Source organism: Blautia massiliensis (ex Liu et al. 2021) (genome assembly GCF_052064225.1).
In the GTDB taxonomy this organism is placed as follows: Bacteria; Bacillota; Clostridia; order Lachnospirales; family Lachnospiraceae; genus Blautia_A; species Blautia_A fusiformis.
In genome coordinates this window covers 22969-38321 of sequence record NZ_JBQHWA010000004.1, presented here as the reverse complement: position 1 = coordinate 38321, position 15353 = coordinate 22969, and the positions used below count along the sequence as shown (strand labels likewise).

General features: G+C 43.1%; 12 protein-coding genes. 11 read left to right on the top strand and 1 reads right to left on the bottom strand.

All coding sequences use genetic code 11. From position 1 onward, the window contains the following. The first annotated feature begins 11 nt into the window (after nt 1–11). Nucleotides 12–1748: an adenine deaminase C-terminal domain-containing protein gene (locus ACTNDQ_RS02205; RefSeq protein ID WP_320810501.1), complete on the top strand. Its 1737-nt coding sequence runs from the start codon at nt 12–14 to the stop codon at nt 1746–1748. A gap of 212 nt (nt 1749–1960) precedes the next feature. Next, complete coding sequence (locus tag ACTNDQ_RS02200) at nt 1961–2335, top strand: GGDEF domain-containing protein (protein WP_278796309.1); 375 nt, start codon at nt 1961–1963, stop codon at nt 2333–2335. Between the two features lie 90 nt (nt 2336–2425). Here ACTNDQ_RS02200 and ACTNDQ_RS02195 read toward each other — a convergent pair whose 3' ends face one another. After that, complete coding sequence (locus tag ACTNDQ_RS02195) at nt 2426–3811, bottom strand: MATE family efflux transporter (RefSeq protein ID WP_278796311.1); 1386 nt, start codon at nt 3809–3811, stop codon at nt 2426–2428. Nucleotides 3812–4383: 572 nt separating this feature from the next. Between ACTNDQ_RS02195 and ACTNDQ_RS02190 the strand changes: the two genes are divergently transcribed. From ACTNDQ_RS02190 to ACTNDQ_RS02150, 9 genes are all read left to right on the top strand, one after another. Then, on the top strand, nt 4384–5850 hold the full coding sequence (locus ACTNDQ_RS02190; protein WP_279201516.1) for an aminotransferase class I/II-fold pyridoxal phosphate-dependent enzyme: 1467 nt from the start codon (nt 4384–4386) through the stop codon (nt 5848–5850). Between the two features lie 5 nt (nt 5851–5855). Next, nucleotides 5856–6710, top strand: a complete 855-nt coding sequence (speE, locus tag ACTNDQ_RS02185; RefSeq protein ID WP_022426350.1) for a polyamine aminopropyltransferase — start codon at nt 5856–5858, stop codon at nt 6708–6710. A 3-nt stretch (nt 6711–6713) separates the two neighbouring features. After that, complete coding sequence (speB, locus tag ACTNDQ_RS02180) at nt 6714–7571, top strand: agmatinase (protein ID WP_279201515.1); 858 nt, start codon at nt 6714–6716, stop codon at nt 7569–7571. Nucleotides 7572–7613: 42 nt separating this feature from the next. Beyond that, entirely contained in the window at nt 7614–8873 is a 1260-nt protein-coding gene (locus ACTNDQ_RS02175; RefSeq protein WP_022426348.1) for a saccharopine dehydrogenase family protein, read from the top strand. Then, entirely contained in the window at nt 8873–10090 is a 1218-nt protein-coding gene (locus tag ACTNDQ_RS02170; protein WP_279201513.1) for a carboxynorspermidine decarboxylase, read from the top strand. Before ACTNDQ_RS02175 ends, ACTNDQ_RS02170 begins: the two co-directional genes overlap by 1 nt. Before the next feature lie 314 nt (nt 10091–10404). Next, complete coding sequence (yfcC, locus tag ACTNDQ_RS02165) at nt 10405–11925, top strand: putative basic amino acid antiporter YfcC (protein WP_021650661.1); 1521 nt, start codon at nt 10405–10407, stop codon at nt 11923–11925. 32 nt (nt 11926–11957) lie between these two features. After that, nucleotides 11958–13106 carry a beta-aspartyl-peptidase gene (gene iadA, locus ACTNDQ_RS02160; RefSeq protein WP_278796381.1) on the top strand — a complete coding sequence of 383 codons (1149 nt, stop codon included), beginning with the start codon at nt 11958–11960 and terminating at the stop codon, nt 13104–13106. Between the two features lie 84 nt (nt 13107–13190). Next, nucleotides 13191–14225 carry an alcohol dehydrogenase gene (locus ACTNDQ_RS02155; protein ID WP_441063526.1) on the top strand — a complete coding sequence of 345 codons (1035 nt, stop codon included), beginning with the start codon at nt 13191–13193 and terminating at the stop codon, nt 14223–14225. A gap of 54 nt (nt 14226–14279) precedes the next feature. Beyond that, on the top strand, nt 14280–14837 hold the full coding sequence (locus ACTNDQ_RS02150) for a hypothetical protein (protein WP_441063523.1): 558 nt from the start codon (nt 14280–14282) through the stop codon (nt 14835–14837). Nucleotides 14838–15353 lie beyond the last annotated feature (516 nt).

The following is a 15353-nucleotide window of genomic DNA, read 5'->3' as shown; positions in this document are numbered from 1 at the left end:
GGTGAAATGGTATGGAGCAGGTTCATCTGCTGATCAAAAACGCAAAGGTATTTAATTCCTATCTTAAGAAATTCATATCTGCCAATGTTGCGGTGAAAGATGGAAAATTTTATTACATAGACAGAAAACAGGATACGGATCTTCAGACTGACAATGTGATCGATGCAAAGGGATCATACATGATTCCAGGACTGACAGATATTCACATGCATATTGAGAGTTCTATGGCCACACCGGCTTTTTTTGGAAAATGTGCAGGAGAAAATGGTGTGACGACGGTGGTTTCAGAGCCTCACGAAATGGCCAATGTCAAAGGGATCCGAGGGATTCTGGAAATGATCTCTGCGGCAAAGAATGCACCTATCGATATTTTTTACGGGATTCCAAGCAGCGTTCCGTCAACCAGTGAAAAGCTGGAAACAACAGGCGGGATCATTGACTGCAGTGCAATGAAGCATCTGCTGGAAGAAAAAGATGTGGTATGTGTAGGCGAAATCATGAATTACCGGCAGATCATCCGGGAAAATGATCTGGAGATCAGCCGGTTTCTGGAATATCTGAAAAAAGACCATCCGGGATATGTGATCGAGGGACACTGTCCGTCATTACTGGATCTGGATCTTGCAAAGTTTCTTTATCTGGGTATTAATGGTGATCATACAGAACATACTCTTGAGGAAGTAAAGCAGCGGATCGAAAACGGAATGTTTTTTGAGATCCAGGATAAAATGTTGAAACCGGAAATCCTGGAATATATCTGCCAGAACCAGCTCTACGAGTATTGTTCCTTTGTAACAGATGATACTATGGCAGATGTTTTGTATGAGCAGGGACCGCTGAATGCAGTGGTACAGAAAGCGATCGATATGGGATTTCCGATGGAACAGGCAATCTACTGTGCCACATATACACCATGTCAGCGGATGCATTTTTATGACAGAGGAGCTATCGCACCGGGAAAACTTGCGGACTTTATGCTGCTTAAAGATCCGTCCGTTCTTAAACCGGAAGCTGTATTCAAAAATGGTGTTCCGATTTATGCAAAGGATGAACCGCAGTTGCCGCTGTCTGCTTCCACATATGAATTTCCGGCAGATTTTTACCGGAGTGTACAGCTTCCGGAGATTTTTCTGAAGGATTTTCAGGTGAATGCTCCTTTTCAGGAAGGATATGCAACGGTTCGTGTGATAGAGATCAATCCGGATCGTACCCATACTACTGAAAAACTGGTGGAAATGCCGGTGAAAGCCGGAAAGATCTGCTGGGAAAACAGCGGATGTCTTCTGGCTATGGTGGTGGAACGTCATGGGAAGAACGGAAATATCGGCTATGGATTTCTTACAGGCTCCTGCTTGAAAAAGGGAACTGTGGCAACAACATATTTTCATGATCATCATAATCTCTTTGTGGCAGGAAGCTCTCCGGATGATATGTTATTTGCTGTAAACAGGATCCAGGAACTGCAGGGGGGATTTCTGACAGTAAAAGATGGAAGGATCCTTTCTGAACTTGCACTTCCGGTATGTGGGCTTTTATCCGAAAAATCAATCAGGGAGAATGGCCTTGCATTGAAGGCGGTAAGAAAAAGCCTTACAGATCTGGGATATGTGCATAATAATCCGATCATGTCAGTGGCAACACTTGGATTACCGGTAAGCCCGGCACTGAAGTTGACTGATAAGGGACTGGTGGATGTAAAAAAAGGAGAAATTATTCCGCTGATCGTAAACACAAAGAAAAATAAATAACGTTGTTCTTATTGCAGCAATATAAGCCGGACGTGAGTCGCGGAAGGCGGCATAATAAGGCATAATAATCAGATATCGTTGTAAAAAATCTGCATTTTTCAATCTTATGATTGGAATCTGCAGATTTTTTGTTATAGAGAAAAAACAAAAATCATGGTAAAATAAAAATGCAGGACAAAAAAGGTTAGATCAGGAGAAAACTGATCCTGGATATGGATCATTTTAAAGAAGTGAATGATGTTTACGGACATGTCATGGGAGATAATGTATTAAAAATGCTGGGAGGTTTTCTTAAAGAGCAGTTCCGGGAACAGGATGTGATCGGGCGTATCGGCGGGGATGAGTTTGTGATCCTGCTCTGTAATATCGGTTCACGGGAAAATATGGAGAGCAGAATAAAAAAACTTCATGAAAAGCTCAGGGAGATCCGTATGGAAGGCATGGGAGAGCATACATTTACTTTTAGTGCAGGAATTGCTTTTGCACCACAGGATGGAGATAACTTTATGGAACTGTATCAAAAAGCAGATTTTGCCCTTTATCAGGTAAAACGTTCCGGAAGGGATGGCTATCGGATCTATAAATAACAATAAAAAAGACAGAAGATATCCTGAAGAGAAAAAAGGAAATCTTCTGTCTTCTTTTTGTATAAATTGGAATGGGAAGCTTTGATGTCCTTAGGCTTCCGGAATTTTTTGAATGATCGTTCTGTTTATGACAACCAGGAAAGCTACGGACACGATCAGAGAAATGATCTCCGCAATGGGGAAAGACCACCATACTGCGTGAAGTCCGCCGATGGAAGCAAGGATATAAGCAGCAGGTACCAGGACAAACAGCTGACGCATGATAGATACGATCATACTGAATACAGCTTTTCCGAGTGCCTGGAATACAGTTCCCGCAACGATACAGAACCATGCGATCAGATAGTGGATTCCTATGATACGAAGTGCAGGGATTCCGATGGTAAGCATATCTTCGGAAGCACTGAACAGCCCCAGCAGTGTTTTCGGAATAAATTCAAAGGCAAGAAAACCAATGAATGTAAAACAGAATGCGATGAACATGCTGACTTTGACAGTTTTAAGCATACGCTTTCTGTGGCGTGCACCATAATTATAGGCAATGATCGGTGTAATGCCGTTGTTAAGTCCAAATACAGGCATGAAGAAAAAACTCTGTAATTTGAAGTAAACACCAAATACTGCAGTTGCAGTGACTGTGAACTGTACCAGGATCAGATTCATGCAGTAGGTCATGATAGAACTGATGGACTGCATGATGATCGATGGAATACCTACTGCATAAATATGGCCGATGATCTTAAGGTCAGGACGGAAGCCCCTGAAGCTGAGCCGGACTTCATGATTAAATTTATGGTTGCAGATTCCTGCAACAATGCAGGCTACACACTGTCCGATCACAGTAGCTACAGCAGCTCCGGTAACACCCATTTTCGGAGCACCGAACAGACCAAAGATCAGGATCGGGTCAAGGATGATGTTGGTGATGGCACCGCACAGCTGAGAAGTCATGCTGAATATGGTTTTTCCTGTGGATGTGAGTAGACGTTCAAAGAAAAACTGTCCAAGCAGACCAAAGGAGAATATCATAACTGTGCTCAGATATTCAATCCCAAATTTAAGGATCTCAGGGTCTGCGTTATGTACCTGGCTGGCATAAAATGGTTTTACTACTGTAAATCCAAGGATCAGGAAAACCAGATAGCTTAAGCCATACAGGAAAGCAGCATTGCTGGCTGTCCGATCAGCTTTTTTAAAATTTTTTTCTCCAAGGGATTTGGAAAGCAGTGCGTTCATACCCACACCAGTACCTGCACCTACTGCGATCAGAAGTGTCTGCAGTGGAAAAGCCATGGAAACTGCCGTCAGAGCATTTTCGGAAAGCATGGCAACGAAAACACTGTCTACAATATTGTACAATGCCTGCACCAGCATGGAGATCATCATTGGCAGAGACATGTTTAGTACAAGCCTTCCTACGGGCATGGTCCCCATTTTGTTTTCTGCTATGGGAGCAGATGTACTTTTTTGATTCATATTTCCTCCATTTTGTATTTTGTAGTTTTTGACCTAATTATACATATTAGCATGAAAATATGAGGGATTCAAGAAAAGAATATCCTTCTGACATTATTATAAATGGTTCATACTATAAGTATTTAAACGATTTTGATAGTTGACATGAATTTTCAGATATGATATGCTTGTGAAGATTTTGAAGGACAAGAAAGAGTCTTTTCAAAGCAATTATTTTGGACCACTCCATTTTGGGGTCAAGGCCATACGGACAGCCGGGTCCACTGCCGCTGATGGTAACTTTGGTTGCCTTATTGATTGAGTTAGAAGCTCAAATTTTATAAGTTGGTTCCTTTGATAACCGTCATGCGCATGTTGCGCAGACTTGTGAAACGGTCAATAAGAGTAGTAAAAGTATGATTGCTATATAGACTCTGACATATATCATCCGGATTCTGATCTCATGTAAATATGGGGATTCTCATATTTATATGCGATGAAAATAAAATCAGGAAGAATGATCTAAGCAGGTTTACGGTTTTGTATCGGCCTGCTTTTTTTGTGCGGATAAAGGAACTGGAAATGGAGAAGCAATGAACAGAAGTCGTTTTAAACTGGACCAGAATCATGCTCCAATTCATGAAGCTCTGGAAAAATTCCTGCGTATGAGAGTAGTACCTTTCGATGTGCCGGGACATAAAAGAGGAAGAGGAAATCCGGAGCTTACTGAATTTCTGGGACAAAAATGTGTAGGTGTGGATGTAAACAGCATGAAGCCGCTTGATAATCTCTGTCATCCTGTATCCGTGATCCGGGAGGCGGAAGAGCTGGCAGCAGATGCATTTGGAGCAGCGCATGCATTTCTTATGGTTGGAGGAACTACAAGCTCAGTGCAGACTATGGTGCTAACTGCCTGTAAGAGGGGAGATGAGATCATTCTTCCCCGAAATGTCCACAGAAGTGTGCTGAATGCGCTGGTTCTGTGCGGAGCAATCCCGGTCTATGTGAATCCGGAGGTGGATCAGAGACTTGGGATTTCTCTTGGAATGCGACGTGAACAGGTGGCAAAGGCAATTAAGGAGCACCCAAATGCGGTGGCTGTGCTGGTGAACAATCCCACCTATTATGGAATCTGCAGTGATCTTCGCGCAATTGTACGCATGGCTCATGAAGCAGGAATGCTGTGTCTGGCAGATGAGGCACATGGAACTCATTTTTATTTTGGCGGAGGTCTGCCGGTTTCGGCAATGGCAGCTGGTGCAGATATGGCGTCTGTATCCATGCATAAAAGCGGCGGAAGCCTGACCCAGTCCAGCCTTCTTCTTACAGGACCAGGTGTTCATGCCGGTTATGTCCGTCAGATCATCAATCTGACTCAGACTACTTCAGGCAGCTATCTTCTGATGTCAAGTCTTGACATTTCGCGCCGGAATCTTGCACAGCGAGGACGCCAGATTTTTCATCAGGTAGCAGATATGGCAGAGTATGCAAGGGAAGAGATCAATGCTATTGGCGGCTATTATGCATTTGGAAAAGAGCTGGTGAATGGAGATTCGGTTTTTGATTTTGACATTACGAAATTAAGTGTACATACCCTGGATATCGGACTTGCAGGGATCGAGGTTTACGATATACTGAGAGATGAATATGATATTCAGATCGAATTTGGTGATATTGGAAATATTCTGGCTTATCTGTCGATCGGAGATCGTGCCCAGGAAATAGAGCGGCTGGTAAGTGCTCTTGCGGAGATCCGCAGGCGATTCCAGAAGGATAAATCAGGATTGCTGGATCAGGAATATATCGATCCTCAGGTAGTGACAAGTCCTCAGGAAGCTTTTTATGCAGAAAAATGTAGCCTTCCTTTCAGAGAAACCGAAGGCAAAGTATGCAGCGAGTTTGTAATGTGTTATCCTCCGGGAATCCCGATTTTGGCTCCGGGGGAACGAATCACTCCGGAAATCCTGGATTATATTGAATATGCCAAGGCAAAAGGATGCAATATGACAGGCCCTGAAGATCCGGATATATTGCGTTTAAACGTACTGGCAGGGAGGTAAAGAAAATGGAAATGTGGTTTTCGGAATTTCATACACCGGATGTGAAGCATAGTATCCGGGTAAACCGTCAGCTTTATTCAAAGCAGAGTGACTATCAGAGGATTGATATTTTTGAGACACCGGAATTTGGCAGGGTGCTCACACTGGACGGTAATGTAATGCTCACAGAGCGTGACGAATTTATTTATGACGAAATGATCACTCATGTACCTATGGCTATTCACAAAGAAGCTAAAGATATTCTTGTGATCGGAGCAGGAGACGGCGGAGTTGTACGTGAACTGACCAGGTATGACCGTGTCAGCCATATTGATCTGGTAGAGATGGATCCTATGGTAGTAGAAGCCTGTCGCGCATATCTTCCGGGAAATGCCTGCAGGCTGGATGACAGGAGAGTGCACCTTCATTATGAAAATGCGTTGAAATATATACGCCGCTGCGAAAATAAATATGATCTTATTATTGTAGATTCCTCGGATCCCTTTGGCCCATCGGAGGGATTATTTACCCGTGAATTTTACGGAAACTGCTATAATGCGCTGAAGGCGGATGGAATCATGGTTAATCAGCAGGGAAGTCCTTTTTATTCCGAGGATGCGCATGCCATGCAGCGCAGTCACAAAAGAATTGCCAGTACTTTCCAGATCAGCCGTGTTTACCAGGCTCATATTCCTACCTTTGCTGCCGGCTACTGGCTGTTTGGCTTTGCAAGTAAAAAATATCATCCTGTGGATGACCTGGATTCGAAGGCATGGAATTCACTGAATCTTCGCACCCGTTACTATACTACAAGGCTTCACAAAGGTGCATTTTATCTTCCGGCTTTTCTGGAGGAAATGCTTCAGGAGGTGGAGGGCTGATTTATGATCTTACCAAATATTGAAAATTTTATCGGTTGTGACAGCAGCTTTGAGGAAGCAGAAATTGTTCTTTACGGAGCTCCCTTTGATTCGACCACAAGCTTTCGTCCGGGAGCCAGGTTCGGTCCTTCTGCCATTCGTCATGAAAGCTTTGGACTGGAAACCTACAGCCCTTATCAGGATCGTGACCTTATGGATATCCGGGTATTTGACAGTGGAGATCTGGAGCTTTGCTTCGGCAGCAGTGAAAAGGCGCTTGCTGATATACAGGATTGTGCAGAGGAAATTCTGAAAGAGGGAAAAATGCCGCTGCTTCTGGGGGGAGAGCATCTGGTGACACTGGCTGCTGTGAGAGCTGCCGCCAGGAGATATCCGGGACTTCATATTATTCATTTTGATGCGCACGCAGATTTAAGAGACGATTATCTTGGTGCCCATTTAAGTCATGCGTGTGTTATCCGCAGATGCTATGATATTCTGGGAGATGGGAGGATACATCAGTTTTGTATCCGAAGCGGGGAGAGAGAAGAATTCCGGTTTGCAAAAGAGCATACAGATTTTCATCCCTTTACCTTTGAAGGCCTGGAAGAAACCGTACAGGAATTGGCCAGGAAGCAGGTTCCGGTATATTTTACCATTGATCTGGACTGTCTGGATCCATCTGTATTTCCGGGAACAGGTACACCGGAGGCAGGAGGCGTAAGCTTCCTTGAATTGCTCGCTGCTATCCGGAAGGTATCAGAATTAAATATTGTGGGAGCAGATGTCAATGAGCTGGCACCTATGCTGGATCCAAGCGGTGTTTCCACAGCTACAGCATGTAAGGTGGTCAGGGAACTGCTGCTGGCGGTGGCAAAATAAAAACAGTTACGAAAATTGAGTATAAAAAAGGAGACAAAAAACATGAGCAGAGTACTTGTAATCGGCTGCGGCGGAGTAGCCAGTGTAGCAATTCAGAAGTGTTGTCAGGCAGATACTGTATTTACAGAACTGTGTATAGCAAGCAGGACAAAAGAAAAATGTGATGCACTTGCCCGGAAACTGGAAGGAAAAACAAAAACAGTTATTACCACCGCAAAGGTGGATGCGGATGATGTAAACCAGCTGATCCAGCTGATCAATAGTTACAAACCGGATCTGGTAATGAACATTGCGCTTCCGTATCAGGATCTGACCATCATGGATGCATGTCTGGCATGTGGTGTAAACTATATGGATACGGCAAACTATGAGCCGGAGGATACGGATGATCCCAAATGGCGTGCTATTTACGAAAAACGCTGCAAGGAAGCGGGATTTTCCGCATATTTTGATTATTCCTGGCAGTGGGCATACCGGAAGAAATTTGAAGAGGCAGGACTTACAGCACTTCTTGGCTGCGGCTTTGACCCGGGTGTTACCCAGGCATATTGTGCATATGCATTAAAGCATGAGTTCGACCAGATCGATACCATTGATATTCTGGACTGCAATGGAGGAGACCACGGATATGCATTTGCAACCAACTTTAATCCGGAAATCAATCTTCGTGAGGTAAGTGCGCCCGGAAGCTACTGGGAGAATGGACACTGGGTGGAAATTCCTCCGATGGCGATCAAGCGGGAATATGATTTTGATCAGGTCGGCGATAAAGATATGTATCTTCTGCATCACGAGGAGATCGAGTCCCTTGCCCAGACAATTCCGGGAGTAAAGAGAATCCGTTTCTTTATGACCTTCGGACAGAGCTATCTGGATCACATGCGCTGTCTGGAGGATGTGGGAATGCTTTCTACTACTCCGATCAACTATAATGGACAGGAAATCGTTCCTATCCAGTTTTTGAAGGCTCTTCTCCCGGATCCGGCCAGCCTGGGTCCACGTACTAAGGGAAAAACTAATATTGGCTGCATTTTCACCGGGGTAAAGGATGGAAAAGAGAAAACCTATTATATTTACAATGTTTGTGACCACCAGGAATGTTATAAAGAGGTTGGAAGTCAGGCAATCAGCTATACGACAGGCGTTCCGGCTATGTGCGGAGCATTAATGATGCTTACCGGAAAATGGATCCGCCCGGGAGTGTACACAGTAGAAGAATTTGACCCGGATCCGTTCCTGGAAGCACTTGACAAATATGGACTTCCACGCAGCGAAAATCATGATCCGGAGCTGGTGGATTAATGGAAAGAACAGATACAAGACCACCCTTTGCAGCGTCCGGCGGAATTATTCCGCCGGAGCTGCGGAAGATCAAAACACCTTGTTATGTTCTCGACGAAGCGGCGCTTATAAAAAATGCAGAATTAATGGGGAATATTGCCAAGAGAACAGGCTGCAAAATGCTCCTGGCACAGAAGGCTTTCAGTAATTATGACTGCTATCATCTTTTGGAACCATATTTGACAGGAACAGAAGCAAGCGGACTGTACGAAGCTAGGCTTGGTGCCCAGGAGATGCCCGGAAAAGAGGTACATGTATTTTGCGCCGGATATCGTGAGGATGAATTTGAGGAGCTGCTTAGCTTTGCAGATCATATAGTGTTTAACTCTCCTTCTCAGCTTCTTCGCTTTGGAAAAAGAGTGAAGGAGGCCGGGAAAAGTGCAGGGCTTCGGATCAATCCGGAATGCTCTACCCAGGAGGGACATGCTATTTATGATCCCTGTGCCCCAGGCAGCCGCATGGGTACCACAAGAGCACAGTGGGAGACTGCTGTGAGAAAGCATCCGGAGCTGATCGGATTATTGGATGGTATTCATTTTCACACCCTTTGTGAGCAGGACTCTTTTGATCTGGAAACTACTCTTACAGCAGTAAAGACGAAATTCGGAGATCTGATTTCTCAGATGAAATGGCTGAACCTGGGAGGTGGACATCATATTACAAGACCAGGCTATGATATTGCACGGCTTGAGAAGTGCATCAGAGCAGCAAAGGAAGAATGGAAGGTAGATGTTTATCTGGAGCCCGGAGAGGCATGGGCCTTAAATGCAGGATTCTTTTTGACAACTGTTCTGGATGTGCTGCAAAATGGTGATACCCGGCTTGCAATTTTGGATGGAAGTGCTGCCTGTCATATGCCGGATGTTCTGGAAATGCCTTATCGTCCTCCTCTTCTTGGAGCAGATGAACCGGGAGAAAATGCAGTCACAATCCGGCTCGGAGGACCAACCTGCCTGTCAGGAGATATCATAGGAGATTACAGCTTTTCAGAGCCGTTGAAGTACGGAGATATCCTCATGTTTGGTGATATGGCCATTTATACAACCTGCAAGAACAATACCTTTAATGGAATGCCTTTGCCTGATATATGGCTGAGACATGGCGATAAAACTATGGAACGTCTTACTGATTTTGGGTATGAAGATTTTAAAGGCAGACTTGGACGCTGCAGGAAATAAGAGCAGTTTTTTGAAAAATAATATTGACAGGTTTAATGAAAAATGGTGCTGAACATAATATCCAACACCATTTTTTTATATAGTCTGGTCCAATGATCATAATCTGACATGGTGTAGCTATTGGTGTCATAAATACAGGAAATACTGGGATTATTTCATGTTTCAAAAAGGTGTGGATCTGCATTTGGTTAAGATGATTTGACAGGTTCTTATAAAATAAATAAATTTGATAAAATATGTAAAGTTTTAGTTGGATTTTAAGCATTTTGTGGTACACTAATATAGTATATCAAAAATGGGAGGGAGATTCAAAAATGAGCAAAAACGAAGGAAAAGGGTTAAAGTCTTTTAACAAGGGATTCCAAGTGCCTGATACCTACATTATCATCTTTTTTGTAGTTGTTTTCGCAGCACTTATGACATTTCTTGTACCAAAGGGATTTTACGAAACACAGGATATTTCATATATGATCAATGGTGTTGAGAAAACCCGTACAGTAATCAAAGACGGAAGTTTCCAGTATCTGACAGATGATACAGGAAATGTAGTAACAGAAGGAGTAGCACTCTTTAGTGGAGATGGTGGAACAGGATTTTTTAACTATATGTATAATGGAATCGTAAATAGTTCTGCAATCGAGATTATCGCATTTCTTATGGTAGTAGGTGGTGCATTCGGTATCATGATCCGTACAGGTGCGATTGAATCCGGATTGATCGGATTGATCCGTAAGGCAGAGGGAGCAGAAAAACTACTGATTCCGATACTTTTCGTACTGTTTTCTCTTGGTGGAGCAGTTTTCGGGATGGGAGAAGAAGCGCTTCCGTTTACTATGATTCTTTGTCCGTTGTTTGTAGCAGTTGGATATGATTCAGTTATCGCAGTTCTTGTTACTTATGTTGCAACACAGATTGGTTTTGGTTCATCTTGGATGAATCCATTCTCTGTAGGTATTGCACAGGGTATTGCAGGTATTGACGTATTCTCCGGAGCAGGATTCCGTATGGTAATGTGGGTAGTATTTACAGCACTCGGCTGTGGAATGACTATGTTCTATGCATCAAAGATCAAAAAGACTCCGACAATCTCAATCGCATATAAGACTGATTCATATTTCCGTGAGCAGAATGAAAAAACAGGAATTGACGAAGGACATTCATTTGGTCTTGGACACATTTTAGTTCTTCTAACATTGGCTGCTACAGTAGTATGGGTAGTTTGGGGAGTTATGACTCAGGGATACTACATGCCGGAGATTGCTACACAGTTCTTCATTATGGGAATTGTTTCCGGTGTGATCGGAGTTATCTTTAAACTGAACGATATGAAACTGAATGATATTGCAATATCTTTCAAAGATGGAGCAAAAGATCTGATTGGTGCTGCACTTGTTGTTGCTATGGCACAGGGTATCATGCAGGTTCTTGGTGGATCTGATCCGACCACACCTACAGTTATCAATACAATTATGTATAATATTTCAAATGCATTGTCTGGAGTTTCCGGAGCGGTTGCAGCAGTACTTATGTATCTGTTCCAGTCCGTATTTAACTTCTTTGTTGTATCCGGAACAGGACAGGCTGCGATCACAATGCCGATCATGGCTCCACTGTCAGACCTGTTAGGTGTTTCACGACAGACAGCTGTAGTTGCATTCCAGCTTGGTGATGCATTTACAAATCTGATTGTTCCTACATCCGGATGTCTGATCGGATCTCTTGCAATTGCAAAGATTGAGTGGTCTAACTGGATTAAATTCATGTGGAAATTCCTTGGCGTCTTAATGATTGGTGCAATCATTACAGTTCTTATTGCAGTTGGGATTGGATTCTAAAACATGTATTGGATAATTGGGAGTGATTTATGATGAAATTAATTCAGAATATTGATGTTTATGCTCCACAGCATCTGGGGAAAAAAGATGTACTTATGATCAATGATAAGATTATTAAGATTAAAGATCCAGGTTATATATCCGCAGACGGATTTCTTTCTGAGGCAGAAATGATCAATGGAGAGGGGTTACTTTTAACTCCGGGATTCATTGATAGTCATGTTCATGTACTAGGAGGTGGTGGCGAAGGTGGATTCGCCAATCGTACTCCGGAAGCAACTATGGAAGGACTTACGAAGTTTGGAGTAACAACAGTTGTTGGCTGCCTTGGAACAGATGGGATCGGTCGTGATATATGTGCACTGGTTGCAAAGACAAAAGGATTGAATGAGCAGGGAATGTCTGCATACTGTTATACAGGCAGTTATCAGATTCCGGTTCGTACGTTGACTGACAGTATTGTGAAAGATATTATGATGATTCAGGAAATCATTGGAACTGGAGAAATCGCGATCTCTGATCATCGGTCTTCACAGCCGACTTTTGAGGAATTTGTACGTGTCGTTGCGGATACAAGACTTGGTGGTGTTCTTTCCGGGAAAGCTGGTATTGTAAATGTTCATCTTGGTGACAGTCCGAGATGCTTAGATCTTATTGAACGGGTGGTAGATGAGACAGAGATACCGACTTCTCAAATACTGCCAACACATATCAATCGAAATGAGCTGCTTTTCTGCAAGTCAATGGAATATGCGCTGAAAGGCGGAGCAGTAGATTTTACCGGAAATGAAGATATTGACTATTGGGAAACTATCTGTGATGAGGTACGAGTATGTAATGGTATCAAACGGATGTTAGATGCAGGAGTAAATCCTGACCGCATGACAATTTCTTCTGATGGACAGGGAAGCCTTCCGATGTACAGTAGTGATGGTGAATTCCTTGGAATGGGCGTTGGACAGTCCAGTTGCCTTTTGAAGGAAGTTAAAGAGTGTGTGTTTAAAGCGGATATCCCGTTGGAAATTGCACTTTCAACAATAACATCCAATCCGGCAGAAATCCTTCGCCTTAATGGAAAAGGAAAGATTGAAGAGGGCTATGATGCGGATCTTTGTATCCTGGATCAGGACCTGCAGCTTGTTGAGGTAATAGCAAGAGGTAAAACAGTGTATACAAAATAGAATCAGAAATATCCGGTATAAGAACAGATGTGTTCCGTACCGGATATTTTACTAGCATACATTCTAATAGATGGGGGCGAAATAATGCTGACTTATACATATGTTTCAAAGGGAAAATTTGAACTAATGGAAAAACCGAAACCAGTGCTCATGCATGAACGAGATGCCATTGTAAAGGTGACACTGGCCAGCATCTGTTCCAGTGACCTGCATATTAAACACGGAAGTGTTCCGCGTGCAGTCCCGGGAATTACAGTTGGCCATGAGATGGTAGGTATTGTTGAGGCAGTCGGTTCTAAGGTGACGCATGTAAAACCGGGAGACCGGGTGACTGTAAATGTAGAAACCTTTTGCGGAGAGTGTTTTTTCTGTAAGAAAGGATATGTAAACAATTGTACCGACAAGAATGGTGGCTGGGCACTTGGCTGTCGTATCGATGGGGGACAGGCAGAATATGTCCGGGTTCCTTTTGCAGATCAGGGATTGAATAAAATCCCGGAAGGTGTTACGGACAGACAGGCTTTACTGGTAGGAGATGTTCTTGCTACTGGTTATTGGGCAGCACGTATTTCTGAAATCACAGAGGAAGATACTGTACTGATCATTGGAGCCGGTCCAACAGGAATATGTACTTTACTTAGTGTTATGCTGAAAAATCCAGCGAAGATCATTATATGTGAAAAGGACGAGACACGTATTCGCTTTATTAATGAGCATTATCCGGAGACTCTTACTGTTTCACCGGAAGACTGTAAAGAGTTTGTTAAGACTAATAGTAAGCATGGTGGAGCTGATGCAGTCCTTGAAGTTGCCGGAGCAGAATCGACATTTAAACTGGCGTGGGAATGTGCCCGACCAAATGCAATCGTGACAGTGGTTGCGCTTTACGATAAAGCGCAGATGTTACCACTCCCAGATATGTATGGTAAAAATCTTACTTTTAAAACAGGTGGAGTGGATGGCTGCGATTGCGAAGAAACTTTGAAGCTGATATCAGAAGGTAAGATCAACACGGAACCTCTGATTACGCATACCTATCCGTTAAACAGGATTGAAGAGGCATATGAATTGTTCGAAAATAAGAGAGATGGTGTGATTAAAGTAGCAGTGGAATGCTGAGAAACAGGTACGGGAGGCTGAACAATAGTAAGTTTATTACAAGTAATTTTACCCGTGATCATAATGCTTATTATTGGGATAATCTGCAGAGAGAAAAAACTGATCCGCCCAGAGGGAATTGAAGGACTTCAGGCATTGGTTATGAATTTTACACTTCCAATCTCATTGTTTTATACTTTTTATCGGGCAAGTATTAAAGCAGATACTGTGATATTTCCGGTTATCTTCTTCGTAGTGACCGCAGGTGGGATTTTTGCAGAAAGGCTGCTTTGTAAACTTGTAAAAGAAAAGGATGTCTATTTTCCCTTTACACTGACAGGATATGAGGCTGGAATGCTGGGATATGCTTTGTTTGGTATTCTGCTCGGAAATGATAAGATCACGCAGTTTGCATTGATGGATATTGGACATGTACTTGCAATTTTTACTGTTTACGTGGCTATGGTAAAAAGTGCAGGTGGAAGCCATCAGACAGCAGGAGAAGCGATAAAAGGAATTCTGTCAACACCGGTGCTTATTGGAATTCTGTCAGGAGTTATTCTCAGCGTGACAGGTATTGGAGAAATCCTTAGTAGTAACCTTTTCAATTCTACTACTAACAGCCCGCAATAACTTGCTTAATCTTGCCCCATTTTGCCAAGATGGCAGCTAAAACACACATTTCACAAATCCCCGAAATCCATTGCAAAACAGGGCATTTCCGGGCAAATCAAGGAGAAATAAAACAATGATAAAAATATTTTTCATCTGCCACGGCAAACTCCATGACTACTCGCAATCCTCGGAATTATGGGGCAAACTGGGGCATAATTTGGCGTCCGCCGGGGGTGAGACTACCAGGAGACTACAAATAAACGACTTTAAATTCGGGAATGTAGGGGCAATCGTTAATCGGGTATATATTGTATGCACCCCTTGCTGATAATCGTTAATCGGGTTCTACCAGGTGACTACTACACTTCAAAATTAAAAGTTTTCTTTCCATAATATATGGATTTGTTCTCTTGCACTGCCCATGTGGAGACGGTATGTTGTCTACATCGGGTGAATTCGTAGAAGTCCTTTGTTTTAGGCACTTTGCGAGATATATGAGTTTCGCACCTACAGGTAAACAGGGACGAAAAAAGC